The organism is Pseudomonas sp. AS2.8, assembly GCF_014190935.1.
Lineage (GTDB): Bacteria > Pseudomonadota > Gammaproteobacteria > Pseudomonadales > Pseudomonadaceae > Chryseomonas.
The window spans coordinates 238,735-262,674 of sequence record NZ_JACHVV010000002.1 but is presented as its reverse complement, the minus strand read 5'-3'; the positions used below and the strand labels follow the sequence as shown (position 1 = coordinate 262,674).

Annotated in this window: 20 protein-coding genes; 9 read left to right on the top strand and 11 right to left on the bottom strand. The window is 66.3% G+C overall.

Annotated elements, in window-relative coordinates; all coding sequences use genetic code 11:
* The first annotated feature begins 86 nt into the window (after positions 1-86).
* The 4 genes from FHR73_RS08170 to FHR73_RS08155 all read left to right on the top strand — a co-directional run bounded on the left by FHR73_RS08170 (position 87) and on the right by FHR73_RS08155 (position 7,649).
* Positions 87-1,766, top strand: coding sequence for a long-chain fatty acid--CoA ligase (locus FHR73_RS08170; RefSeq protein ID WP_183630426.1), 1,680 nt, complete (start codon positions 87-89; stop codon positions 1,764-1,766).
* 152 nt (positions 1,767-1,918) lie between these two features.
* Positions 1,919-2,698: an SGNH/GDSL hydrolase family protein gene (locus FHR73_RS08165; protein WP_183630425.1), complete on the top strand. Its 780-nt coding sequence runs from the start codon at positions 1,919-1,921 to the stop codon at positions 2,696-2,698.
* Between the two features lie 143 nt (positions 2,699-2,841).
* Complete coding sequence (gene hrpA / locus FHR73_RS08160; protein WP_183630424.1) at positions 2,842-6,867, top strand: ATP-dependent RNA helicase HrpA; 4,026 nt, start codon at positions 2,842-2,844, stop codon at positions 6,865-6,867.
* A 56-nt stretch (positions 6,868-6,923) separates the two neighbouring features.
* Positions 6,924-7,649 carry a Mut7-C RNAse domain-containing protein gene (locus tag FHR73_RS08155; protein WP_183630423.1) on the top strand — a complete coding sequence of 242 codons (726 nt, stop codon included), beginning with the start codon at positions 6,924-6,926 and terminating at the stop codon, positions 7,647-7,649.
* Here FHR73_RS08155 and FHR73_RS08150 read toward each other — a convergent pair.
* The gene (locus tag FHR73_RS08150) at positions 7,646-8,479 is read right to left on the bottom strand and encodes a DUF1206 domain-containing protein (protein WP_183630422.1); all 834 of its coding nucleotides are present in this window, start codon (positions 8,477-8,479) and stop codon (positions 7,646-7,648) included. The genes FHR73_RS08155 and FHR73_RS08150 overlap by 4 nt on opposite strands.
* Positions 8,480-8,763: 284 nt before the next feature.
* Between FHR73_RS08150 and FHR73_RS08145 the strand changes: the two genes are divergently transcribed.
* On the top strand, positions 8,764-9,237 hold the full coding sequence (locus tag FHR73_RS08145) for a GreA/GreB family elongation factor (RefSeq protein WP_183630421.1): 474 nt from the start codon (positions 8,764-8,766) through the stop codon (positions 9,235-9,237).
* A 499-nt stretch (positions 9,238-9,736) separates the two neighbouring features.
* Here FHR73_RS08145 and FHR73_RS08140 read toward each other — a convergent pair whose 3' ends face one another.
* The 8 genes from FHR73_RS08140 to FHR73_RS08105 all read right to left on the bottom strand — a co-directional run bounded on the left by FHR73_RS08140 (position 9,737) and on the right by FHR73_RS08105 (position 16,766).
* Positions 9,737-10,024, bottom strand: coding sequence for a hypothetical protein (locus FHR73_RS08140; RefSeq protein WP_183630420.1), 288 nt, complete (start codon positions 10,022-10,024; stop codon positions 9,737-9,739).
* 14 nt (positions 10,025-10,038) lie between these two features.
* Complete coding sequence (locus FHR73_RS08135; RefSeq protein WP_183630419.1) at positions 10,039-11,064, bottom strand: TerC family protein; 1,026 nt, start codon at positions 11,062-11,064, stop codon at positions 10,039-10,041.
* Positions 11,065-11,207: 143 nt separating this feature from the next.
* Entirely contained in the window at positions 11,208-11,639 is a 432-nt protein-coding gene (locus tag FHR73_RS08130; RefSeq protein ID WP_183630418.1) for a DUF4440 domain-containing protein, read from the bottom strand.
* Between the two features lie 163 nt (positions 11,640-11,802).
* Positions 11,803-12,114, bottom strand: a complete 312-nt coding sequence (locus tag FHR73_RS08125; RefSeq protein ID WP_183630417.1) for a DUF6482 family protein — start codon at positions 12,112-12,114, stop codon at positions 11,803-11,805.
* Positions 12,115-12,239: 125 nt separating this feature from the next.
* Positions 12,240-13,292, bottom strand: a complete 1,053-nt coding sequence (locus FHR73_RS08120; RefSeq protein WP_183630416.1) for a lipocalin-like domain-containing protein — start codon at positions 13,290-13,292, stop codon at positions 12,240-12,242.
* Positions 13,282-15,741: an FtsX-like permease family protein gene (locus FHR73_RS08115; protein ID WP_183630415.1), complete on the bottom strand. Its 2,460-nt coding sequence runs from the start codon at positions 15,739-15,741 to the stop codon at positions 13,282-13,284. Before FHR73_RS08115 ends, FHR73_RS08120 begins: the two co-directional genes overlap by 11 nt.
* Positions 15,738-16,412, bottom strand: coding sequence for an ABC transporter ATP-binding protein (locus FHR73_RS08110; RefSeq protein ID WP_183630414.1), 675 nt, complete (start codon positions 16,410-16,412; stop codon positions 15,738-15,740). Before FHR73_RS08110 ends, FHR73_RS08115 begins: the two co-directional genes overlap by 4 nt.
* A 63-nt stretch (positions 16,413-16,475) precedes the next feature.
* Positions 16,476-16,766 carry a hypothetical protein gene (locus FHR73_RS08105; RefSeq protein ID WP_183630413.1) on the bottom strand — a complete coding sequence of 97 codons (291 nt, stop codon included), beginning with the start codon at positions 16,764-16,766 and terminating at the stop codon, positions 16,476-16,478.
* Positions 16,767-17,021: 255 nt separating this feature from the next.
* Here FHR73_RS08105 and FHR73_RS08100 point away from each other — a divergent pair, with 255 nt between their 5' ends.
* The 3 genes from FHR73_RS08100 (at position 17,022) to FHR73_RS08090 (ending at position 18,788) form a co-directional block, all read left to right on the top strand.
* On the top strand, positions 17,022-17,795 hold the full coding sequence (locus FHR73_RS08100) for an FKBP-type peptidyl-prolyl cis-trans isomerase (RefSeq protein ID WP_133859356.1): 774 nt from the start codon (positions 17,022-17,024) through the stop codon (positions 17,793-17,795).
* Between the two features lie 151 nt (positions 17,796-17,946).
* Positions 17,947-18,411 (top strand): YkvA family protein, encoded by a 465-nt coding sequence (locus FHR73_RS08095; RefSeq protein WP_133859355.1) that lies wholly within the window; start codon positions 17,947-17,949, stop codon positions 18,409-18,411.
* Positions 18,412-18,416: 5 nt separating this feature from the next.
* Positions 18,417-18,788: a hypothetical protein gene (locus tag FHR73_RS08090; RefSeq protein ID WP_133859354.1), complete on the top strand. Its 372-nt coding sequence runs from the start codon at positions 18,417-18,419 to the stop codon at positions 18,786-18,788.
* A gap of 3 nt (positions 18,789-18,791) precedes the next feature.
* Here the strand turns inward: FHR73_RS08090 and FHR73_RS08085 are convergent, their stop codons facing one another.
* Together FHR73_RS08085 and FHR73_RS08080 are read right to left on the bottom strand one after the other, a co-directional pair.
* On the bottom strand, positions 18,792-20,537 hold the full coding sequence (locus FHR73_RS08085; protein WP_183630412.1) for a bifunctional diguanylate cyclase/phosphodiesterase: 1,746 nt from the start codon (positions 20,535-20,537) through the stop codon (positions 18,792-18,794).
* Between the two features lie 92 nt (positions 20,538-20,629).
* Positions 20,630-22,711 carry a carboxy terminal-processing peptidase gene (locus FHR73_RS08080; protein WP_183630411.1) on the bottom strand — a complete coding sequence of 694 codons (2,082 nt, stop codon included), beginning with the start codon at positions 22,709-22,711 and terminating at the stop codon, positions 20,630-20,632.
* Positions 22,712-22,948: 237 nt separating this feature from the next.
* Between FHR73_RS08080 and FHR73_RS08075 the strand changes: the two genes are divergently transcribed.
* Positions 22,949-23,911: an NAD(P)H-quinone oxidoreductase gene (locus FHR73_RS08075; RefSeq protein ID WP_183630410.1), complete on the top strand. Its 963-nt coding sequence runs from the start codon at positions 22,949-22,951 to the stop codon at positions 23,909-23,911.
* The last annotated feature ends 29 nt before the right edge of the window (positions 23,912-23,940 follow it).

Below are 23,940 nucleotides of genomic sequence, written 5' to 3'. Positions count from 1 at the left end.
AGGCAAAGCTGCTAGGCTCGCAGGGCCGGTTCAGCGCTGATCACGGCACTCCAACGAACAATAACCATAGAGCGGGAGCGGGCTGCATGATGCCGAATTTCTGGAGTGACAAATATCCCGAGGGCATCCAGACAGACATAGACCTGGACCGTTATCGCAACGTCCTGGCGGTGTTCCGCGAGGCCTGCCAGACCTTCGCCGAGCGCCCGGCGTTCAGCAACCTGGGCCGCACGCTGAGCTACCGCGAACTCTATGAACTGTCCGGCCAGTTCGCCGCCTATCTGCAAAAGCACACCGACCTGCAACCCGGCGATCGCATCGCCGTGCAGATGCCCAACGTGCTGCAGTATCCGGTGGTGGTCTTTGGCGCCATGCGCGCCGGCCTGGTGGTGGTCAACACCAACCCCCTCTACACCGCCCGCGAGATGCAGCACCAGTTCAAGGACTCCGGCGCCCGGGCGCTGGTCTGCCTGGCCAACATGGCGCACCTGGCCGAACAGGTGCTGCCGCAGACCGATATCCGCCACGTCATCGTCACCGAGGTCGGCGACCTGCTGCCGACCTTCAAGCGCCTGCTGGTCAACGCCGTGGTCCGCCACGTCAAGAAGATGGTGCCGGCCTATCGCATTCCCCATTCCATCCGCTTCGTCGACGCCATGACCAAGGGCGAGCACGTCGATTTCGTCGACGCCGATCCGGCGGCGGAAGACGTCGCCGTGCTGCAGTACACCGGCGGCACCACCGGCATCGCCAAGGGCGCCATGCTGACCCACCGCAATCTGGTGGCGAACATGCTGCAGTGCCAGGTGCTGATGACCAAGTACCTGGGCGGCGGCGCCCAGGTCATGATCGCGCCGCTGCCGCTCTACCACATCTATGCCTTCACCATTCACTGCATGGCCATGCTGATCCAGGGCAACCACAACGTCCTGATCACCAATCCGCGCGATCTGCCGGCGCTGGTCAAGGAACTCAGGCAGTGGCGCTTCAACGGCTTCGTCGGCCTCAACACCCTGTTCGCCGCCCTGTGCAACAACGAGGATTTCCGCCAGCTGGATTTCTCCCAGCTCAAGGTGACCTTTTCCGGTGGCATGGCGCTGCAGCAATCCGTGGCCCTGCGCTGGGAAGAGGTGACCGGCTGCGGCATCTGCGAAGGCTATGGCATGACCGAGACCAGTCCGGTGGTGAGCTTCAATCCGCTGGAGCGACGCCGGCTGGGCACCATCGGCGTGCCGGTGCCGGGCACCGACTGCAAGGTGGTGGATGCCGATGGCGTGGCCCAGGGCTTCGATACCCCTGGCGAACTGTGCGTCAAGGGACCCCAGGTCATGAAGGGCTACTGGCTGAGACCCGAGGCCACCGCCGAGGTGCTGGACGCCGAGGGCTGGCTGCGTACCGGCGACATCGCCGTGATCGAGCCGGACGGCTACCTGCGGATCGTCGATCGCAAGAAGGACATGATTCTGGTGTCCGGCTTCAACGTCTATCCCAACGAGCTGGAAGAGGTGCTCTCCCAGCTGCCCGGGGTGATGCAGTGCGCGGCCATCGGCATCCCCGACGAGGTGGCGGGGGAGAAGATCAAGGTGTTCGTGGTGCCCAAGCCCGGTGCATCCCTCACCACCGAGCAGGTGCTCAAGCACATGCACGACAACGTCACCGGCTACAAGCGGCCCAAGCTGGTGGAATTCCGCGACAGCCTGCCGACCACCAACGTCGGCAAGATCCTGCGTCGCGAACTGCGTGACGCCGAACTCAAGAAGGCGTAACAGGACTCCACTACGTCCCCTGCGCCGCTACCAGTCGTCGACTGGTAGCGGCGCCGCTGGTTTCCAAGCATGGTTTTCGCAAGAGGTTCGGGTATAAACCGCAGGCGGCATTTTGCCGTCATCTCTCCGACCTCTTTCCTTGAGGACACACCATGCGAATTAGCGTACGCCAGGCCTTGCTGGGCCTCTTCCTGCTGGGCTCCAGCGTGCTCGGTCAGGTCCAGGCCGGTGAACCCATCCGCGTTCTGTTCGTGGGCAACAGCTACACCTTCGTCAACGATCTGCCGGCGATGGTCCGTCAAATGTCCGTCGACGCCGGTCAGGCGCGCCCGCTGGACGTCAAGCATGTGACCTTCAGCGGCGCCAGCCTCGAGGAACACTGGAAGCGCCACGACGTGCAGGACGAGCTGGCCAAGGCCAACTACGACTACGTGGTGATCCAGGACCACAGCATGATGCCGGTGAAGAATCCGGACCTCACCCGTCAGTACGTACGCCTGATCGCCGACCTGGCGCGCAAGGACGGCGCCCAGCCAATCCTCTACCTGACCTGGGCCCGGCAGAACAACCCGACCATGCAGGCGCAGCTGGACAGCGTCTACACCCCCCTGGCCAAGGAGACCGGCGCGCTGCTGGCCCCGGTCGGCCAGGCCTGGCAGAAGGCCCTGGCCGATCAGCCGCAGCCCGGGCTGTTCCTGCCCGACGGCAGCCACCCGTCCTTTACCGGCACCTACCTGACCGCCTCGGTCTTCTATGCGCTGATCTACGGCACCCGTCCGCCGCTGCCGGCCGCCGGCGAAAAGATCAAATTCGATCACGCCGAACCCGCCGATCTGCAACAGGACGCCTGGAAGGCCCTGCAGTCCCTGGACATGGCCCTGCGCACGCCGCCGGCCAAGCTGAACGTGGCCAGCGTCCAGGCCAAGCGCTAATGCGCTCCCGCCCCTGCGCGACCAGGCGTCGCGCAGGGGCAGGCAACCCGGCGGTTTTCCGCTCGCCGTTCTTGTAAAGCCCCGCCGTACCCCCCAACTCTTTTACACTTACCGGTCCAAGCGACCGCCGTCGAAAGAGTTTCATGACCGATACCCCCTCCGTTGCCCGTCTCGCCGCCAACCTGGATCAAGCCTTCAACGCCGATCGCCATCGCCTGAGGCGCCAGCTCCAGGCCCTGCAGAAACAACCCGATCCGGCTCGCGAAGCCCAGTGGCTGGAGCGTTTCCAGGCGTCCTGCGCCAAGGTCGAGGCGCGGCGTGCCAGCGTGCCGCGCATCCGTTATGACGACGCCCTGCCGATCGCCGCCAAGCGCGAGGAGATCAAGCTCGCCATCGCCGGCCATCAGGTGGTGGTGATCGCCGGTGAGACCGGCTCGGGCAAGACCACCCAGCTGCCCAAGATCTGTCTGGAGCTGGGCAGGGGTGTACAGGGGCTGATCGGCCACACCCAGCCGCGCCGCCTGGCGGCGCGCAGCGTGGGCGCCCGGGTGGCGGAGGAACTGGGTTCGCCACTGGGCGAGCTGGTCGGCTATCAGGTGCGGTTCGAGGACCAAAGCACCGATGCCACCCTGATCAAGCTGATGACCGACGGCATCCTGCTGGCCGAGACCCAGCACGACCGCTTTCTCGAACGCTACGATACGATCATCGTCGACGAGGCCCACGAGCGCAGTCTCAACATCGACTTCCTGCTGGGCTTTCTCAAGACCCTGCTGCCGCGTCGCCCCGATCTCAAGCTGATCATCACCTCGGCCACCATCGACCTGGAGCGCTTCTCCCGGCACTTCGACGGCGCGCCCATCGTCGAGGTGTCCGGGCGGACCTATCCGGTGGAGACGTGGTACCGCCCGCTCAGCGCCGAGGTGGACGAAGACGGCGAACGGCTGGTGGACGACCTTTCGGTAGACCAGGGCATCCTCCAGGCGCTGGACGAGATCGAGGCGCACGAGCGCAGCGTCGGTCAGCGCCCGGGCGATGTGCTGGTGTTCCTCCCCGGCGAGCGCGAGATCCGCGACTGCGCCGAGGTCCTGCGCAAGGCCCAGCTGAAATTCACCGAGGTGCTGCCGCTCTATGCGCGGCTGACGCCGGCCGAGCAGCAGAAGATCTTCCAGCCGCGTCCCGGGCGCAAGATCGTGCTGGCCACCAACGTCGCCGAGACCTCGCTGACCGTGCCCGGCATCCGCTACGTGATCGACAGCGGCACCGCGCGCATCAGTCGCTACAGCTATAGAGCCAAGGTCCAGCGACTGCCCATCGAAGCCATTTCCCAGGCCAGCGCCAACCAGCGCAAGGGTCGTTGCGGCCGGGTCGAGCCGGGCATCTGCATCCGCCTCTTCAGCGAAGAGGATTTCCTCGGTCGACCGACCTTTACCGATCCGGAGATCCTGCGCACCAACCTGGCCGCGGTGATCCTGCAGATGCTGCATCTGCGCCTGGGTCGCATCGAGGACTTCCCCTTCATCGAGCCGCCGGATGGCAAGGCGATCAAGGACGGCTTCACCCTGTTGCAGGAACTCTCGGCGGTCGATGTCGAGGGGCGCCTGCTGCCCCTGGGGCGGCAACTGGCACGCCTGCCCGTCGATCCGCGTCTGGGGCGCATGCTGCTGGAGGCGACGGAGCAGGGCAGTCTCGCCGAGGTGCTGATCGTCACCAGCGCCCTGTCGGTGCAGGACCCGCGCGAGCGCCCGGCCGACCGCCAGACCCAGGCTGATCAGGCCCATGCCCAGTGGAAGGATCCGGATTCGGACTTCGCCGCTCTGGTCAATCTCTGGCACGGCTTCGAGGAACAGCGCCAGGCGCTGGGTTCCAACGCCCTGCGCAGCTGGTGCCGCAAGCACTTCCTCAACTACCTGCGGCTGCGCGAATGGCGCGATGCCCATCGCCAGCTGACCCTGCTGTGCCGCGAACTGGGACTGCAGGTGCGCAAGGCCGAAAGCCCCGCCCCGGCAGCCGCGGAGGGCACCCACAAACCCGCGCCGACCACCGACAAGCACGTCAACGCCAAGGCCCAGCAACAGGCTGAGGCCAGCGAGGCGGCGGTACGCGCTCGCGGTTACGCGGCGCTGCACAAGGCCATTCTCGCCGGCCTGCTCAGCCAGATCGGCCAGAAGAGCGAGGACGGCGACTACCTGGGCGCGCGCCAGCGGCGCTTCTGGATCCATCCCAGCAGCGTCATCGGCCGCAAGAAACCCACCTGGATCATGGCCGCGGAGCTGGTGGAGACCACCAAGCTGTTCGCCCGCATGGTGGCCAAGATCGAACCGGACTGGATCGAGCCGGTGGCGGGTCACCTGGTCAAGAAGACCCATCTGGAACCCCACTGGGAGAAGAAGCGCGGCCAGGTGGTGGCCTATGAGCAGGTCACCCTCTATGGCCTGATCGTGGTCGGTCGCCGCCCGGTGCATTTCGGCCCCATAGATCCGCCCGCCGCCCGTGAGTTGTTCGTCCGCGAAGGCCTGGTGCGCGGCGAGATCAACAGCCGCGCCAAGTGCCTGGCCGCCAATCGGGCGCTGTTGGAGCGGCTGGACGAACTGGAAGCCAAGGCGCGGCGCCGCGACATCCTCGCCGACGAGGAAACGCTGTTCGACTACTATGCCGCGCGCCTGCCGGCGGATGTCTACCAGACCGCCACCTTCGACAGCTGGTACCGCCGCGAAAGCGCCAAGCAGCCCGACCTGCTGATCATGCGCGAGGAAGACGTCCTCGCCCGCGAAGCCAGCGAGGTGACCGCTGCCCAGTATCCGGACACCCTGCGCCTGGGCGAGCTGATCCTGCCGCTGTCCTACGAATTCGACCCGACCCATCCGCGGGACGGCGTTACCCTGCGGGTGCCGGCGCCGCTGTTGCCGCAGCTGCCGCCCCAGCGCCTCGACTGGCTGGTGCCGGGATTGCTCTATGATCGCTGCGTGGCCCTGGTGCGCAACCTGCCCAAGGCCCTGCGCAAGAACTTCGTGCCGGTACCGGATTTCGTTCGCGCGGCGCTGGACAAGATCCCCTTTGGCGAGGGCTCGCTGCACGAGGCCCTGGGGCGCGAATTGCAGCGCATGACCGGCGCCCGTATTCCCGACGAGGCCTGGCCGGAGGCCGAAGCCGGCCTGGATCCACACCTGCGCATGAATCTCGAGGTGGTCGATGCCCAGGGCAAGCCGCTGGGGGAAGGCCGCGACCTCGCCGAGGTGACGGCGCGCTTCGCCCAGGAAAGCCAGGCGGCCCTGGCGCTGCCGACGCAGAAGCGTCAGGAGCAGCGCCCGGTGGAGGCCAAGGCCTTCGCCGAGGTGGCGGCCAAGACCCAGCAGCAGGTGGCCGGCCTATCGATGACGGTCTATCCGGCGCTGGTGGATGAGCAGGGCACGGTGCGCGAAGGCCGCTTCGCCACCCAGGCCGAAGCCCGTTACCAGCACCGCCGCGCCCTGCAGCGACTGCTGCTGCAGCAACTGGCGGAACAGGCCAAGTTCCTGCGCGGCAAGTTGCCCGGGCTCACCGAGTTGGGCCTGCTGCACCGCGAATTGGGTCGTCCGGAGGCGCTGGTGGAAGACATCCTGCTGGCCAGCCTGGACGCGGCCATCCTTGCCGACGAAGCCGAGCTGCCCCGCGATGGCGCCGGCCTGGCTTCACTGGCCGAGCGGCGCAAGGCCGGCTGGACCGAGCAGGCCGAACGCATCGCGCGCCTGGCCCTGGAGATCCTCAAGCTCTGGCATGGCCTGCAGAAGAAATTCAAGGGCCGCATCGACCTGGCCCAGGCCGTGGCCCTGAACGACATCAAGGCGCAACTGGCCAGCCTGGTCTATCCCGGTTTCGTCCGGGATACGCCGCTGGAATGGCTCAAGGAGTATCCCCGCTATCTGAAGGCTATCGAGCAGCGCTTCGACAAGCTGGGCAGCCAGGTGCAGCGTGATCGGGTCTGGAGCGGCGAACTGGCCGGACTCTGGGAGCAGTATCGCGCCCGCGCCGCCAAGCACAGCCAGGAGGGCAAGCGCGACGCCAACCTGGAGCTCTATCGCTGGATGCTGGAAGAGTATCGGGTATCGCTCTGGGCCCAGCAGCTGGGTACGCGGATGCCGGTGTCGGACAAGCGTATGAACAAGCAGTGGAGTCTGGTGGAGGCCTAGCGGTCATCCATCGGATCCCTCCCCAGGCCCGGGTCGGCCGCTGGCATAGTGCGGCCATGACCCAGGCCAGTTTTCGCTTCCACGGCGCCCTCGAACGCTTCCTGGCCCCGATCCATAGAGGTGGGGTGATCCGGGTCGAGTGCGCCGCGGTGGCGAGCGTCAAACACCAGATCGAAGCCCTCGGCGTGCCCCATACCGAGGTGGGTCGACTGCTGATCAATGGGCAGTCCGCTGCGCTGACGCAGCGTCTGGCAGACGGTGACCAGGTCGTCGTCCATCCGGCCCAGGCCGAGACCTCAGGTGAATCCGCTCCCGGCCATCCGGGAGCAGAGCGTCCGCGCTTTGTCGCCGATGCGCACCTCGGCGCGCTGGCGCGGCGCCTGCGCATGGCGGGTTTCGATACGCTGTACGACAACGCCTATGCCGATCCGGCCCTGGCCGATCTCGCCCGGCGCGAGGCGCGTGTCCTGCTCACCCGGGATCGCGAATTGCTCAAGCGGCGGCAGGTGCTCCACGGCTGCTATATCCATGCCGTGCGCCCGGAGGCGCAGCTGGAGGAGCTCTACCAGCGCCTGGATCTGCGTCCCTGGGCGTTGCCCTTTTCCCGCTGCCTGGCCTGCAATTCGAGTCTGCAGGCGGTCACCCTGGCGGAGGTCGCCGACCGGCTGCCCCCGCGCGTGCGGGAACGCCACCGGCATTTTCTGCACTGTGCGCACTGCGACAAGCTGTTCTGGGAAGGTAGCCACTGGCGCGCGATGCGTGAGCGTCTGGCGCTGATCTAGCGCGGCAGCACCTGGCGCAGCGATCCGCTCACGTCCGGCAGGTCCATGTCGATGCGGCGCCAGTAGCCTTCCGCGAAGCTGTAGAGGGCGAAGGCGATCAACCCCAGTCCTACCACCGACAGGACCAGTCCGCCGAAGGGCAGATTCTGCAGGCCATTCAGGGCGTCCTTCATGCCTGGCGGATGCAGCGCCTGGTAGCGCGAGCCGCTGACCACCAGCAGGACGGCGATCTCGACGAAAGCCACGCCCCGAGCGATCAGGCCGAAGCGACCGATGGGCCGGATCAGTCGCAGCTGTTCCGGACTGGCTTCCAGATAACGCTCGAAGCTGGCCTTCCAGCCCTTCACGAAATGGGCGAGACCCACGCCCAGCGGAATCAATGCGGCGACGTACACCAGCAGATTGGAATAGCGCCAGCCAAGGATCGTCTGCAGCAGGTCGTTGGTGTCACCGCCCGAACCACCACTCTGGCGCAGGCCGCTGACCAGCAGGCCCAGGGCGAAGAAGGCGAGGGCGCCATAGGTGATGCCGCCCACCAGCAGGCCGGCGCGGATCACCAGCCCCTTGGGCTTGCTGCCATGGTCGTCGACATCGCGGACGGCCTGGAGGATGCGCCAGGCCGCGAAGGCCACCAGGCCGATCACCACCAGACCGACCAGGAAGTGGCCGAAGGGTTGAGCGAGCAGGGCTTCCAGGCTGTCGTGGCTGTCCGCCGGCTGGCCGGAGCCGCGTGCGGCGAGCAGCGACAGGACGCCGATGATGAGATAGACGAGACCGCGGGCGGCATAGCCACCGCGGGCGAGGAGCGTGAGTCCGGTACGGGTGCGCATCTGTTATGTCCTGTTACATCCTGCCTTGTACTGACCGGCGGCCCGCGTGCGGGTTCTGGTGGGCAGACAGGCGCACCGAGGGAGCTGGCGGGATGCGGCGTTAGGCCTTAGGCTCGTTACGAAAAATGCCTGCGCTCGGTGATGCTTCGTTGAAAAAGGCTTCGGAATGCTCATTTACCACTCGTAAACTCCGCTTCCTTAGCCTTTTTCGCCTCGCCTGACCTTCGCTCGGCGATTTTTCGTACCGAGCCTCGGCTCGCACCCTTTGCCCCGGCGACGGTTTCATGGACAAAGCTCGACTGCTCACCCTCATTCTCCAGGCGCTGGAAGCCGACCGCGAGGTCATCAGCCAGCAACTGGCGGCCAGCCACGAGGCGGCCACACACAGCGAAAGCAAGGCCGAGAACAAGTACGACACCCGCGGTCTGGAAGCGGCCTACCTGGCCGACGGCCAACGCCGTCGCCTGCACGAGATCGAGCTGGCCCTGGCGGCCTACCGGGCATTGACACCCGTGGCCATGAGCGACGGCATTCGAGTCGGCGCCCTGGTCGAGTTGACCACCGCGACGGCCAGTCGCTGGCTGTTCCTCGGCCCGGATGCGGCGGGACTCAAGGTCAGGCTGAATGGCCACGATGTATTGGTGATCTCGCCCCGCGCACCCCTGGGTCAGGCATTGCTCGGGCGGGAAGAGGGCGATGAGGTGGCGGTGACGGTGGAAGGCAAGGTACACCGGCAGGAGATCCTGGCGGTGTTCTGAGCCTCAGGCTGCCCCCAAGGATCACCGTAGGTTGGGCTGAGCGTCAGCGAAGCCCAACAGCTTTCGCCCCGGTACGGCCCTGTTGGGCTTCGACGATAGGGCCGTCTCAACCCAACCTACGATCATCCCCGCCGGATGAACCCCGTAGGTTGGGTTGAGCGTTAGCGAAGCCCAACGCCTTTCGCCTCGTTGCGGACCCCGTTGGGCTTCGACGATGAAGCCGTCTCAACCCAACCTACGACCATCCCCGCCGGATGAACCCCGTAGGTTGGGTTGAGCGCTAGCGAAGCCCAACGCCTTTCACCTTGGCACGGACCCTGTTGGGCTTCGACGATGAAGCCGTCTCAACCCAACCTACGATCATTGATGCCGGATGAACCCCGTAGGTTGGGTTGAGCGTTAGCGAAGCCCAACGCCTTTCACCTTGGCACGGACCCTGTTGGGCTTCGACGATGGAACCGTCTCAACCCAACCTACCACCATCCCCGCTGCCAGAGGCTCAGGCTTCGACGCCCTCCACCGGCCGGTTGGCCCTGGGCGGTGCGGCCTCTTCCTTCTCCTGCTTCGGTCGATGCTGATCCAGCCAGGCGCGGCCCTGGTGCTGGGCCTCGTCGACCTTCCTATTCAACTCGTCGAGGGTCCCGCCGAGGGTTTCCCGCGCCTGCTCGCGGGCGGCTTCTTCCACCTTGGTGGCGAAGCTGTCCGCCGCCTTCTCGGCGCTGTCGCAGCCGCCGAGGCCGAGCAGCAGGAGGATGCCGGCGAGTCCGAGGATGGCTTTGGTACTCATGATCGTCCGCTCCTTCACGAAGGCCTGTTCAGGGAGTCGCGCGACTCATGACCGGCAGCGGTGTGCTTGGCTTCGCTGCGGGTCTTGTACAGCGACACCAGCACGCCACCGGCCAGCAGGCCCAGGGTCACGCTCAGGGAGATCGCCGGCGGGATCTTGCCGATGATGCCCACCAGGAAGATCTTGCAGCCGATGAACACCAGCACCAGCGCCAGGGCGTACTTGAGATAGGCGAAGCGATGGATCATCGCCGCCAGGGCGAAGTACAGGGCGCGCAGGCCGAGGATGGCGAAGACGTTGGAGGTGTAGACGATAAAGGGGTCCTGGGTGATGGCGAAGATCGCCGGCACGCTGTCCACCGCGAACACCAGGTCGGCGCACTCGATCACGATCAGCGCCAGGAACATCGGCGTCACCCAGAGCACCGTCTTGCCGCTGGCATCGGGCTGGCGCACGAAGAAGTGCTGGCCATGCAACTCGTCGGTCACCCGCAGCTTCTTGCGCAGGAATTTGATGAAGACGTTGTCGTCGAGCTTGGGCTCTTCGTCCACCTTGGCGAACAGCATCTTGACCCCGGTGATCACCAGGAAGGCGCCAAAGACATAGAGGATCCAGTCGAACTGGTGGATCAGGGCGGCGCCCAGGCCAATCATGATGGCGCGCAGCACGATCACCCCGAGGATGCCCCAGAACAGCACCCGGTGCTGGTATTCCCGCGGGATGGCGAAGAAGCCGAAGATCACCGCCATGAGGAAGACGTTGTCCATGGACAGCGACTTCTCGATCAGGAAGCCTGTGACGTAGTCGAGGCTGGCGTCGGCGCCCTTGAGTTGCCAGACGAAGAGGGCGAACAGCAGGCCCGCGGTGATGTAGCCCGCGGACAGCAGCAGGCTCTCCTTGACCTCGATGGGCTTGTTCTCCTTGTGGAGGACACCCAGGTCGAAGGCCAGCAGGGCGATGACGACGGCGAAGAAGGTCAGCCACATCCAGGTGGCGGTGCCGAGGAAGTCGGCGAAGAAGAATGCATGCAGGGCGTTCATGAGCCCCTCCTTAGTCAAGTTTCAAGACTATGACTCGACATGGCGGCACATACCGTCAGAGGGGCCCGGGTCACCAGGACAGCATTTCGAACTCGCGCACATTCGGCAAGGATTGCAGTTTTACAAAATGCAACCGCTCTGGCTCAGGCTTCTCGGGAGGAATGGTGGCCGGTGATCAGCCAGCGACCCTCGAGGTGTTCGAAGGTGAAGAGAAAGCGCGCGGGCACGCTGATGACCTGCTCGCCGTCGCGATAGTGGAAGACATAGAGACCGCCGACCACCACGGTACCGAGCTGGCTGCTGACCCTCTTCTTGAAGATCTGCACGTCGCACACCAGCCCCTCGTTGGCGAGGAAATTGCGGAAATATTCGCGCCGGCTGTCCTCGCAGTCCCGCACCTCGTTGGACAGCGTCGGCACCAGGATGGCGTCGGGCGCATAGAGCGCGAGAATGGCTTCCACGTCGCGGGTGGCGACGGTCGCCGCCCAGGTGTGCAGGGCGGCCTTGGCCCCGGCGAGGCAGGCGATCTCTTCATTGGAAAACGCAGACGCGTGAGCAGGACCGGCAGCGGACATGGCATCGACCTCAGGCGAACATGAAATTGTTATAATATAACAATCTGTCCTGAACAGGGATGTGCTATGCCCGGATCGCTAACGGATGACACCGGCCGGGGAGGTCCGGGTCATGACGGGGAGGCGTCGCCGTCGGCAACCGGCGACGGCAGGGACGGGTGACTCAGCGGTTCTCGATCTTCGAGCGCAGCGGGATCTCTTCGCGGGAGTCGGTCTGGCTTACCGGCTGGCCGACCATCTCTTCATAGACCGCTGGCTGGGCGATGAACAGGCGCACGTCCTTGACGTCGTCGAGGATACGCCGGGCTTCTTCCACCGAGGCCACGTGCAGGGTCGCGCCCTTGTCGTCGGCGACCGGTACCGAGGTGCCTTCCACCAGCGCATGGATGACGTAGGAGCCGCCTTCCATGGACACCAGATTGACTTCCTTGACCGCGCCGGCCTTGACCTGCTGATTCAGCTCTTTGACATTCATCGACACACCTCGGTTATCACGCTAACGAGCCCTGCGCAGTGGCAGGGGTAGGTAAGGATTCGAGGCGGTAGCGGGGCTGGGAGTTCCGGTGCGAGATGCGGCCAGCGCGCGTTTCGCGGCTTTTGTCAGTAGCCCGTCATTTCCAGATAGCCCACCCCCTTGGCGCTGCCCTCCACCCTGACCGGACCTTCCCAGTAGGGCGTGCCCAGGGCCATCCAGGCATCGGGATTGACCGCGGCGATACGCAGGTCGAGCTGCTGCCCCGGCAGGGTGATGGACCAGCGCACCGGCACCTGGCGTCCGGCGACCGTATGGGTCGCCTCGGGCGCCAGGCGGATATCGCCTGGATGCAGGGGCTGGTTATGGCCATCGGCATTGATCAGGTTGCCGAACAGATAGTGCTGGCCGTCGGCCTGGCGCAGGCGATAGAGCATCAGCTGGCGACCGTCATCCAGGTGCAGGGAAAACCAGTCCCAGCCGAGCTGGTCCGCGGCCAGGTGCTGACTGCTCCATTCGCGATCCAGCCAGGCCAGGCCCTTAACCGGCACGCGCCGCCCTTCGATCTCCAATTCGCCCTGGGCCTGGAAGAAGGGCTGGCTGTAGTAGTAGGACGCCTGGCCGCTGGCGGACTTGCGGCTGACCCCGCCTTCGCCCTGGAGCACCAGCGGGCCGGTGGCGGCGAGCTCCAGCCGATAGGCGAAGCCCGGGCCTTGCGCCTGGACCTGTGCCCGACCGGTCAGGTCACCCGCGAGGCGCCAGTCGTCGATCCAGGCAGCGAAGGGTGCGGCGGTCACCCCGGCCTGGCCGATGCCGCCGCGGCCCTGGGTCTGGGCGGAGAACTGGCGGGTCTCACTGGTGAGACCGGCATGGCCCAGCCAGAGGTTGCCGTTGCTCCAGCCGGGGTGGTCGGCGCCGGGTCGCAGGGCGTTGCGGAACAGCGTCCATTGCACGCCGTAGTGGTGGCCCTCGGCATCGCTGAGATTGGCGGTGACGTACCACCATTCGATGCGGAAATCCGGGTGGGCGCCATGATCGGCCGGAAAGCTGAAGGCCTTGCCCGGTACCACCGGGGCGAAGTTCTCGCTGCCCTGGCCGAGACCGGCGAAGCCTTCGGACGATGGCTGCTCGTCGCAACCGGCGAGCAGCAGGAGTGCGACCAGCAGGGCCCTAGCGTTCATTGCCGAGTTCTCGCAGCAGATCCAGCGGTTGACTGCGCTGCAGCCGAATCAGGGGCCAGGCGGCGGCCAGCAGGGTCGCCAGCAGGGCAATGGCGGAGAGCGCCAGCAGCTGGCCCGGAAAGACCTGCAGCGGCAATCGCCAGCCAAAGGCCTGGACGTTCACCACCGCCACCAGGCACCAGGCGAGCAGGATGCCCAGCGGCATGGCCAGCGCCAGGGTGAGGAGGGCGAGCCCCAGCAACTGGCCCAGGCTGAGCAGGATCAGCCGCGGACGTTCGATGCCCAGCGCCCAGAGCGGCGCGAGCTGACCGAGACGCCGCTGTGCCTGGCCGAGCAGGGCGATGAACAGCGCGAGACCGGCCACCGCCAGGGTCAGGGCATTGAGCGCTGCGGTGGCGCTGAAGGTGCGCTCGAAGACCTGGTCGGCATAACGCCGCAGCTGACCCTGGTCGATGGAATGACTGGCGTCCAGCCCGAAGCGCTGCTGCAGCTCGCTGCGCAGGGCCTCTACCCGCGCCGGCGCCATGCGGATGACGATGCGCACCAGGGCGGCATCCGGCCACAGCGCTCGCAGCCGCGCCTGGGACAGCAGCAGGTGGCCGCGCGGATTGCCATAGTCGGCATAGGTGGCGAGCACCGGGGCGTACCAGCGACCCCGGCTGCCCTGCAGCTCCACCCGTTGCCCCTTGACCACTCCCAGGCGGCGGGCCAGTTGCTCGCTGAGCATCAGGCCCTCACCGGCGAAGAACGGCGTCCAGGCCTCGTCGCCGGCATCGAGCAATGGCCAGTGCCGCCGATAGAGATCAGCGTCCAGGATACCGCTCAGGGTGGACGGCTGGCCCTGAATCCCCGTCTCCAGTTCGTACACCGGCAGTACCGCGCGCACGCTGGGTTGGCGGGGCAGCCAGTCGAGCAGGGCCGCGGCCTGGGTGGCGTCCCGCGGGCGCAGATAGAGTTCGGCCGCCAGGCGCTGGTCGAGCCAGCCATCGAAGGTGCGGCGAAAACCCTCGGTCATGCTGCCGGCGCCGACATTGGCCGCCAGGGCCAGCAGCAACGCCATCAGCGCCTGGGACAGTCCGGGCAGCTGCTGCCGGGCGTCGGCCAGGAACCAGCGCGAAAGAGGCCGCCTTGCTCGCTTCAGCAAGAGATCCAGCAGCGCGCTCAGCAGCGGTGGCAACGCCAGGGCGGCGGCCAGCAGGAGGCAACCGAGCAGGGCCAGACCGCTGGCCAGGCTGTTGCCGCCCAGCCACAGACCCAGCCCCGCCAGCCCCACCAGCAAGGCACCCAGAGCCTGGCGCCGCAGCCAACGGCCATGGGCGGCGCGCCAGGCCTCGCCCTGGGCCAAGGCCAGCAGCGGTAGCCGCGCCGCGCGCCACAGCCCATCGGCGCCGGCCAGCAGGGCTCCACCCAGGCTGAGGCCGAGGCCGGCCAGCCACCAGGCCGGACTCAGGGTCAGGCTGCCGGCGATCTCGGCGCCATAGAGGCCGCGCAGACTGGCCGCCACGTCGGGCAACAGCAGTGCCGCCAGCAGATAGCCACTGGCAACCCCCAGGGCACCCGCCACCAGGGCGATCAGCGCCAATTCCAGGGTCAGTGCCAGCACCAGGGTCGCCGCCGACAGGCCACAGGCGCGCAGGGTACGCAGCAGGGCACGGCGCTGTTCCAGCGCCAGCCCGGTCGCGGCATGGACGATGAACAGGCCGACCGCGAAGGCCAGCAGGCCGAGCGCCAGCAGGTTGAGGTGGAAGCTGTCGGTCAGGCGGTCCAGCTCGGCGCCCTGGTCGTTCTCCACCCGTTGCAGGCTGACCCCATCCAGGTTTGGCAGAGCACGCTGGAAGGCCTTTGGCAGGATCAGCCGGGAAAGCTGGTCTGGCGCGTCCAGCAGGCGCTGGGCCTGGCCGATGTCCATCACCAGGGTGCCGGGCGCCAGGCCGGGGCGCGACTGCAGCGGAGGCAGCGCCAGGCCATCGGCGCGATGCAGCACCTCGCCGGCCTGGAGCCGCCATTCACGCAGCGTTTCCGGCGCGATCCAGGTAGTCCCGGTCGGACCGAGAAAGTCGAACAGCGCCTCGGGCGGTGCACTGGCCGCCACACCCCGGTCACTGGGCAGGCTGACCGGCTCGATACCCAGCAGCGGCAGGGCGCCCTTGCGCTCGGCCAAGGTCAGGCGGCCCTGCAGGACGGGCGACACCGGCCAGCCCTGGCGGCGCAGCTCGACGAACAGCGCCTGGGGAAAGCGTTGGCCGTCACGGGCTTCCAGACTCGACTGGTCGGCGCCGAAGACGGCGCTGGCCTGGGCATAGCTCTGGCGGGCCTGGGCATTGAGCGCCAGCACCCCGGTCAGCAGCGCGGTCGCCAGCCACAGGCCGGCGACCAGGCCGGCGAGTTGCAGGGGATGCCGCCGCCAGTGACTGGCCAGGCTGTGCAGGCTCCAGTAGAGCAGCCTCATGGCTGGCCCAGGGCGTCGCCGCCGAGCCGTCCGCGCTCCAGCTGCAGGGTACGATCGAGATGACGGGCGATGCGCGCGCTGTGGGTCACCATCAGCAGACTGCTGCCGGTCTCGGCCACCAGCTCCAGCAGCAGGGCGAGGGCCTGGTCGCCGCTGGCTTCGTCGAGATTGCCGGTGGGTTCATCGGCGAGCAGCAGGGGCGGCCGGGAGGCGAGCGCCCGCCCCAGGGCCACGCGCTGCTGCTGGCCGCCGGAGAGCTGTTCCGGATAGCGTTCCAGCAGGGCGGTCAGGCCCAGACGTTCGGCCAGCTCGGCTTGCCAGTGCGGATCATGGCGCCCGGCCAGCCGCGCCTGGAAGGCGAGATTGTCGGCCACCGTGAGGCTGGCGATCAGATTGAATTGCTGGAAGATCAGCCCGATGCCCTCGCGGCGCCAGGCGGCCAGGGCCCGTTCGTTGAGACTGTCGAGTGCCTGGCCGGCGGCCTGGACGTGGCCCCGGTCAGGCCGGTCGAGACCGGCGACCAGGTGCAGCAGGGTGCTCTTGCCACTGCCGGATTCGCCCATGAGCGCCAGACTCGCGCCCCGTGCCAGGCTGAGGTCCACCCCGCGCAGGACCGGCAGCGGGCCCTGGGGCGTCGGATAACTCTTGTGCAGATCGGTGATGGTCAGCATCGCGCCTCCAGCGCCGGTCGTGGTCTGCAATCGACCGGGCGCGGGCGGCGACGTTCAGCGCGGTCAGCGGCGCTTGGCCTTGCCCTTGCCGGCTTTTTCGTCTTCCTCGCGCTGCAGGCGCTCGCACTTGCGCACCATGGTCAGGTAGTACACGGCGCTGCCGGCGAACAGGATGATGGGCAGCGCCAGGGACATCTCCAGCAGGCTGCCGGGGAAGGCGCTGGGCACCCAATGGTGGTAGAGCAGGATGCCGATCGCCAGCAGCACCGAGTACAGCAGGCCGTAGCCACCGGCCTTGCGCGATTCGCGGGCGAGGTCGAGGGGCGGGCGATTCAGATCGTTGGGCTCGAACATGGAGGTCTCTGGCAAGCACTGAAGAAGGCGCTAGTCTAGCGCCTGGACTCGCGTCGGTCGCCATTGCTCGGGCACCCCGGACAAGACGTCGCAGGGGCTGCCCGCCGCTCGTTCACACGATGTTCAGGCAGACATAAGCTTGAAATCTTATCCTTTGCAGCCATTTAGAGGCCTGACGATGGCAAGCGGGCAGGTCTCCTTGTAAGCTCGATCAGTTATTTGAACGCGCACAATGCGCACGGATAAGGAATCAACATGAAACAGTATCGGTTGGCAGCAGCGGTGGCCCTGGTGGGTCTGGTTCTGAGCGGCTGCGACTCCAAGCCCAAGGTCGAGCTGGAAAGCCCGGCCCAGAAGGCGTCCTATGGCATCGGCCTGAACATGGGCAAGAGCCTGGCCCAGGAAGGTATCGATGACCTGGATCCCAAGGCCGTCGCCCTGGGTATCGAGGACGCCGTTGGCAAGAAGGACCAGAAGCTGACCGATCAGCAGCTGACCGAAGCCTTCGCCGCCCTGCAGAAGCGCGCCGAAGAGAAGATGACCAAGGTCAGCGAAGACAACGCCAAGGCCGGCAAGAAGTTTCTCGAAGAGAACGGCAAGAAGCCTGGCGTGATCACCACCGCCTCCGGCCTGCAGTACGAAGTGGTCAAGAAGGCCGACGGCCCGCAGCCCAAGCCCACCGACGTGGTCACCGTGCACTACGAGGGCAAGCTGGTCGACGGCACCGTGTTCGACAGCTCCATCAAGCGTGGCACCCCGATCGATCTGCCGGTCAACGGCGTGATTCCGGGTTGGGTCGAGGCGCTGCAACTGATGCACGTCGGCGAGAAGATCAAGCTGTACATCCCCTCCGAGCTGGCCTACGGCGCCCAGAGTCCGAGCCCGGCGATCCCGGCCAACTCGGTGCTGGTGTTCGACCTGGAACTGCTCGGCATCAAGGACGCCGCCGCTGCCGACGCCGAAGACGCCCCGGTCGCTCCGGCTGCCGATGCGCCGGCCGCTGCCGAAAAGGCCCCGGCCAAGAAGTAAGCTGCTTCCTGCTGTGCCAGACGCCCTGCCTTGCAGGGCGTTTTACGTTGGGCCGCGGGAAACCCTGGCGCAGCGGTGCGATCAAAGCTGGGGTGCAAAGCCCTGTGCCAAAGGTGTCCCTGCTCACCGTTCCCTACTGCTCGAGGTGTCCATGAAGCCGCCGAAGAATTTTGATCGCTATCTGGGTATCGCCCAGCGCCTGCTGATCCGCGGCCGCCTGCCGGCGCTGCTGCTCGGCGTCGCGCGCAAGACCAGCAAGCGTGGACTCAAGCTGGGCGAGGCCCGTGAGACCCTGGGACTGTTCCATCAATTGCTGCTGGCCTGGTGGCGTGGCGAGTACCGCGGGGTCAGCCGCAAGACGCTGCTGACCGTGGCCGGCGGCCTGGTCTATTTCCTCCTGCCCATCGACCTCATTCCCGACTGGGTGCCCATGTTCGGCCTGCTCGACGACCTCGCGGTCCTGGCCTGGGTCGGTAAGGCCTGCAGCGACGAACTGGACGGCTTCCGGGCCTGGCGCGCCAACCGTACCGCGAGTCAGCAGGCAGCCCTGGCAGCGCTGCCCGACCGGCACGAGCGGCCGGCGGCGGGTGTCGCCCTCGATCAGCTGCGGGACTGAACGGCTTGAGCGTACGCATCAGTCGCCAGCACTGGCTGGCCTTGCTGGACGAACTGGAAAGTGCGCGGCGCAGCCGCAGCTTGCTGACCTATCGCTCGGTGATCGAACGGCTCGGGCTGCCCCAGCCGGCGATGGTGACCCTGACCACGGCGCTGGAGTACCTGGCCGCCCTCGATCGTCGCGAGGGCCGGCCGCTGCGCAGCGCCCTGGTGGTCAGCCAGAGCGGTACGCGCATACCCCGTGAAGGCTTCTTCGACTGCGCCCTGCGCCTGGGTGCCCTGGACGGCTCGCCGCCGGTGAGCGATGCGGTCAGCTGGCACGCGGCCGAGGTGACCCGGGTGTTCGACCATCGCTATCCCGACCATCGTCTGGAGTAGGGTTCAGGCCCGCATCAGGTGCAGGCTGTAGCCGGGTACCAGCTTGGCATTGCGCTTGGCTTCCGAGGCGAGGCCGGCCAGTCCGCTGGCATCCACCCGCTTGCCGGCTTCCCGGTCCAGCTCCACCACCCCCAGGGACAGTGACAGCAGCGGATACTCGCGACGGCGACCGTCTCGGTCGTAGGCCAGAAAGCAGCCCGCTTCCAGGTGCTCGCTGCGATAGAAATGCCGGCAGCGCTCCTGGAAGCCCGCCATCAGGCCGTTGAGTCGCTGCCGCCAATCCGTTGAACCCAGCACCACCAGGAAGTCGTCGCCACCGATGTGGCCGACGAAGTCCTGCTGCGGATCCAGGCGTTCGGAAAGCGTCTGCGCCAACGAGAGCAGCACCTCGTCGCCCTTGGCATAGCCATAGAGGTCGTTGAAGGGCTTGAAGCCATCGATGTCGACGTAGCACACCACGGCTTCGCGCTGCTGATCCAGCAACCGCGTGAGGCACTGCTGGATGGGCACGTTGCCGGGCAGCTGGGTGAGGGGGTTGGCGTGCTTGGCCTGCTGGATGCGCTGCTCGGTGATCAGCCGCAGGACATCCATCACCCGACCGACCCCGACATAGCGGCCACCCTCGGTGATGATGAAATCCTCTTCGATGCGCTGGCGCGCCCGCGCGGTGAGCAGGCGGCTGACCTGCTGCAGCGACTGATTGGTTTCGGTCGCCAGGAAGTCCTGGCTCATCAGCCGGGCGATCGGCTTGCGCGCGAACACCTCGTGGGCGAAGGGCTTGAGCAGCGCCGAACTCAGCTCGTGATGATGGACGATGCCCACTGGGCGATCGTCTTCGTCCACCACCGCCAGGGTATTGAGGCTGGGTTGCAGGCGGAAGCGCTCCAGTACCTCGGGGATGAGCATGTCCTGGCCGACCGCGACCTGCTCGACCCTGAGGCTGGCGACGGTGGTTGCTTCCTCGGCGAAGTCGGAGCCGCGGGTGGTTATCACCGGCAGCAGGGTCTGGATCTCGCGCGGTGGGGCCGCCGTCGGGCGGCCCAGCAGATAACCCTGCACCAGGTCGATGCCCATGCTCGCCAGGGTCGACAGCTCTTCGTGGGTCTCGATGCCTTCGGCGATCACCTGGGCCCGGGAGGCTTCGGCCATCTTCAGGATGGAGCCGACGAATTCGCGTTTCACCGCATCGCGGTGGATGGATTCGATGAAGTGCCGATCGATCTTGACGAAATCCGGGCGCAACTCCGACCAGCGCCGGAGGCTGGAATAGCCCGCGCCCAGGTCGTCGAGGGCGATGGAAAAGCCCATGGCGCGGTAGTGGTGCAGGGCGGTGGCCAGCAGCGCGAAGTCATCGATGGGCGCCTGTTCGGTCAGCTCGATCACCACCTGGGCCGGTGAGAGCCCCAGGCGCTGCAGCAGCTTGAGGGTCTGCCCCGACTGGTGCGCCGGCTCCAGCAGGGTTTCCGGACAGACGTTGAGAAACAGCAGGCCATCCAGGGCCAGTTCGCGAAAGGTCTGGCAGGACTGCTGGCGGGCGGCGATTTCCAGCTCGGACAGGCGACCGGCCTGGCGCGCGGTGGCATAGAGGGGCAGTGGGGATTGCAGCGGAGTATTGGAGGCGCCGCGAATGAGGGCCTCGTAGCCCAGGATGCGTCGCTCGCTCAGCGAAACGATGGGCTGAAAGAGCGAATGCAACTCGCGGTTGGCGAGAATGCGATCCAACACCCCAGCCTGGTCGTTAAGCGTCATGGTAAGCCTGCAGGAACCCAGAAACGAAAATGCCCGGGGGTCGCACTTGGCGACCCCCGGGCATTTCACGACAGAGATATGACGCTTTGATGTCAGCGCTTGGGTGGCGTCTGGCTCAGGTCGAGATAGTCCAGCAGCACATGACCCGACTCCATCAGGTAGGCGTCGTCCTGCGGCTTGGTCTTGTCGTCGTCGATCGCCGGGTTGTCCTCGTCGATCTTCTTCAGCTCCTTGAGCGGGGCCTCGCCCTTGCCCTGGCGCCGCTGGTTTTCCATGGCCAGCTGGCGATTGTCCAGGGCGGTCTGCTCGGCCCGGCGCTTCTGCTCGTTGAGGCTGACGGTAGTGTCGGCCGCCAGTTCCTGGGCCAGCTTCAGGCGCTCGCGAGCGAAGATGAAGTCGGGATCCTTCTGCACCCGCACATCATGGCGCTTGACCAGTTCCGGCAGGTAGTTGGCGAAGGGATTGCTCAGGCCGTTCACCGCCGGGGCGATGGTGTCCCAGGGCATGGAGTCGGGCAGGGCGCTCTCGCCGATCTGCTTGGTGTCCACCACCGCCGGGTAATCGATGTCCGGCAGTACGCCCTGATGCTGGGTGCTCTGGCCGGAGACGCGATAGAACTTGGCGATGGTCAGCTTCAGCTCGCCATGGTTGAGCGGCTGGATGGTCTGGACGGTGCCCTTGCCGAAGGTCTGGCCGCCGACGATCAGCGCCCGGTGATAGTCCTGCATGGCGCCGGCGAAGATCTCCGAGGCCGAGGCGGACAGGCGATTGACCAGCACGGTCAGAGGGCCCTTGTAGAAGGCGCCGCCTTCGTCGTCGGCCAGCACCTCGACCTTGCCGTCGCCATTGCGCACCAGCACGGTGGGACCCTGGTCGATGAACAGCCCGGTCAGTTCGGTGGCTTCCTGCAGCGAGCCACCGCCGTTGTTGCGCAGGTCCAGGACGATGCCGTCGACCTTTTCCTTCTGCAGCTCGCCGATGAGCTTCTTCACGTCACGCGTGGTGCTCTTGTAGTTCGGATCGCCGGCGCGATAGGCCTTGAAGTCCAGATAGAAGGCCGGCACGTCGATCACGCCAAGCTTGTAGTGCTTGCCCTCGTGGGGCACGTCGATCACGTGCTTCTGCGCTGCCTGCTCTTCGAGCTTGACCGCCTCGCGGGTGATGGTGACGATCTTGGTTTTCTGATCGTTCGGCGCATTGCTCGCCGGAATGACCTCCAGGCGTACCTTGGAGCCCTTGGGTCCACGGATCAGCTTGACCACCTCGTCCAGCCGCCAGCCGATGACGTCGACCATCTCGCCATCGCCCTGGGCGACGCCGACGATCTTGTCCGCCGGGGCGATCTGCTTGGACTTGTCGGCAGGACCGGCCGGGACCAGGCGCAGGATCTGCACGTAGTCGTTGTCGTTCTGCAGCACCGCGCCGATGCCTTCCAGCGACAGGCTCATGTTGATGTCGAAGTTCTCCGCGCTTTCCGGCGAGAGATACTGGGTGTGCGGGTCGTAGGACTCGGCGAAGGCGTTGATGTAGGTCTGGAAGACGTCTTCGCCACGGGTCTGGTTGAGGCGCGCCAGCTGATTCTTGTACCTCTTGGTCAGCTGCTGCTGGATCTGCTGATCGGTCTTGCCGGACAGCCGCAGGCGCAGGACCTCGTCCTTGAGCTTGCGGTGCCAGAGGTCGTCCAGCGCGGCGGTGTCCGCTGGCCAGGCCGCCTTCTCGCGATTGGTGTTGAAGGACTCGTCGACGCTGAAGTCGAGCTTGCCGATGCCGGCGTTGAGCAGGCCCAGGCCGTAGTTCAGGCGCTCGGTCATGCGCTGGGCATAACGGCGGTAGATGGCGAAGCCCGGTTCGAGATTGCCCTGCTTGAGGTAGTCGTCGAAGCGGGTGCGCGAGGCGTCGAATTCACGGATGTCGGCGGCATTGAAATACAGCCGGCCGGGATCAAGCATCTTCAGATAGCTGTCGTAGATCTTGATCGACTGGGCATCGTTGAGCGGCGGCTTGCTGTAGTGGTGCCGCTTGAGCAGCTCGACGATGTTGAGACTGGCGATGACCTGGTCGCGGTCGGGTTGCAGTTTCTCGGCGCCTACCGGCGCGTTGGGCTTGGCGAAGAGGGGCGTTGCGCTGACGCCAAGCAGGACAACGAGGGCGGTACGGGACAAGAGCTGCTTCATGTGTATTCGACTAATGCACGGAAAGGAATAGGCTATAGGCCCTTCCCGGCCCGGGCGGTTCCGCGGCCAGGGGAAGTATGACGGGCGCTGACGAAAGTCGTCTGACGGCGGTCTGAGGGGTAGCGGCGATCGGAGGGGAAGGCTGTGACAGCCCCGCGTCTTCCGGTCCGCTCGACTCCCGCAGAACCCGCCGGCGCAGGCGCTTTTCGTCAAAGCCTGAGCCACTATGGAGGCACCGTGAACGCATTGCAAGGTATCGAAGGGCAACTGGAATGGCAGTCACTGAGCGCTCGCGCTCTGGCGCCCGGGGAAATTCGCATCAAGGTGGCGGCCGCCGGTCTCAACCGTGCCGACCTGCTGCAACTGGCCGGCAACTATCCGCCGCCACCCGGCGCGCCGGCGACCCTGGGCCTCGAATGCGCCGGGGTGGTCAGCGAGACCACCGCGGATTCGCGCTGGCAAGTGGGTGATCGCGTCTGCGCGCTGCTGGCCGGCGGCGGCATGGCCAGCGAGGTGGTGGTGGATGGGCGCCAGGCCGCTTCCGTGCCTGAAGGCCTGTCGCTGATCGAGGCCGCGGCGCTGCCCGAAGTCTGGGCGACCGCCTGGAGCAACCTGTTCGATCTGGCCGCGCTGCAGCCGGGCGAAAAGGTGCTGCTGCATGCTGGTGCCAGCGGTGTCGGTTCGGCCGCCATCCAGCTGTGCAAGGCCTTCGGCAATCCCTGCTGGGTCAGCGTCGGTTCCCAGGATCGCCTGGCGCATTGCGAGCGCCTCGGCGCCGAGGGCGGGGTGCTGCGCAAGACCGATCTGGAAGGCCTGCGTGACTTCGCCCCCTTCCACGTCATCCTCGATCCGGTGGGGGCGAACTATGCGTCGCTCAACCTGGACCTGCTGGGCCAGGATGGACGCTGGGTGCTGATCGGCCTCATGGGCGGTCGTCAGGCCGAGATGGATCTGGGCAAGGTGCTGGGCAAGCGCATCCGTATCATCGGCTCGACCCTGCGCAACCGATCCGTGGAATTCAAGACCAAGACCATGAGATCCCTGGAAGCCAGGGTCTGGCCGCTGTTCGCCGAAGGCAAGCTGAACGTCAATCTGGAACGCCGCTTTACCGCCCAGAACGCCGAAGCCGCCTTTGCCGCTCTGGAAAGCAATGAGGTGAATGGCAAGGTGGTGCTGGTGCTGGATGAGGGGCTGAAGTAGTGCCAGCAAGCGCCTGCTGATCGCCGCTA

Bases quoted from the DNA above. Each gene is read 5' to 3' on its own strand.
- FHR73_RS08135 (WP_183630419.1), bottom strand. From the start codon at position 11,064: ATGAACGCCCTGCATGCATTCTTCTTCGCCGACTTCCTCGGCACCGCC.
- FHR73_RS08080 (WP_183630411.1), bottom strand. From the start codon at position 22,711: ATGAAGCAGCTCTTGTCCCGTACCGCCCTCGTTGTCCTGCTTGGCGTC.
- FHR73_RS08115 (WP_183630415.1), bottom strand. From the start codon at position 15,741: ATGAGGCTGCTCTACTGGAGCCTGCACAGCCTGGCCAGTCACTGGCGG.
- hrpA (WP_183630424.1), top strand. From the start codon at position 2,842: ATGACCGATACCCCCTCCGTTGCCCGTCTCGCCGCCAACCTGGATCAA.
- FHR73_RS08170 (WP_183630426.1), top strand. From the start codon at position 87: ATGATGCCGAATTTCTGGAGTGACAAATATCCCGAGGGCATCCAGACA.
- FHR73_RS08145 (WP_183630421.1), top strand. From the start codon at position 8,764: ATGGACAAAGCTCGACTGCTCACCCTCATTCTCCAGGCGCTGGAAGCC.
- FHR73_RS08140 (WP_183630420.1), bottom strand. From the start codon at position 10,024: ATGAGTACCAAAGCCATCCTCGGACTCGCCGGCATCCTCCTGCTGCTC.
- FHR73_RS08130 (WP_183630418.1), bottom strand. From the start codon at position 11,639: ATGTCCGCTGCCGGTCCTGCTCACGCGTCTGCGTTTTCCAATGAAGAG.
- FHR73_RS08110 (WP_183630414.1), bottom strand. From the start codon at position 16,412: ATGCTGACCATCACCGATCTGCACAAGAGTTATCCGACGCCCCAGGGC.
- FHR73_RS08100 (WP_133859356.1), top strand. From the start codon at position 17,022: ATGAAACAGTATCGGTTGGCAGCAGCGGTGGCCCTGGTGGGTCTGGTT.
- FHR73_RS08155 (WP_183630423.1), top strand. From the start codon at position 6,924: ATGACCCAGGCCAGTTTTCGCTTCCACGGCGCCCTCGAACGCTTCCTG.
- FHR73_RS08125 (WP_183630417.1), bottom strand. From the start codon at position 12,114: ATGAATGTCAAAGAGCTGAATCAGCAGGTCAAGGCCGGCGCGGTCAAG.
- FHR73_RS08165 (WP_183630425.1), top strand. From the start codon at position 1,919: ATGCGAATTAGCGTACGCCAGGCCTTGCTGGGCCTCTTCCTGCTGGGC.
- FHR73_RS08105 (WP_183630413.1), bottom strand. From the start codon at position 16,766: ATGTTCGAGCCCAACGATCTGAATCGCCCGCCCCTCGACCTCGCCCGC.
- FHR73_RS08120 (WP_183630416.1), bottom strand. From the start codon at position 13,292: ATGAACGCTAGGGCCCTGCTGGTCGCACTCCTGCTGCTCGCCGGTTGC.
- FHR73_RS08150 (WP_183630422.1), bottom strand. From the start codon at position 8,479: ATGCGCACCCGTACCGGACTCACGCTCCTCGCCCGCGGTGGCTATGCC.
- FHR73_RS08095 (WP_133859355.1), top strand. From the start codon at position 17,947: ATGAAGCCGCCGAAGAATTTTGATCGCTATCTGGGTATCGCCCAGCGC.
- FHR73_RS08085 (WP_183630412.1), bottom strand. From the start codon at position 20,537: ATGACGCTTAACGACCAGGCTGGGGTGTTGGATCGCATTCTCGCCAAC.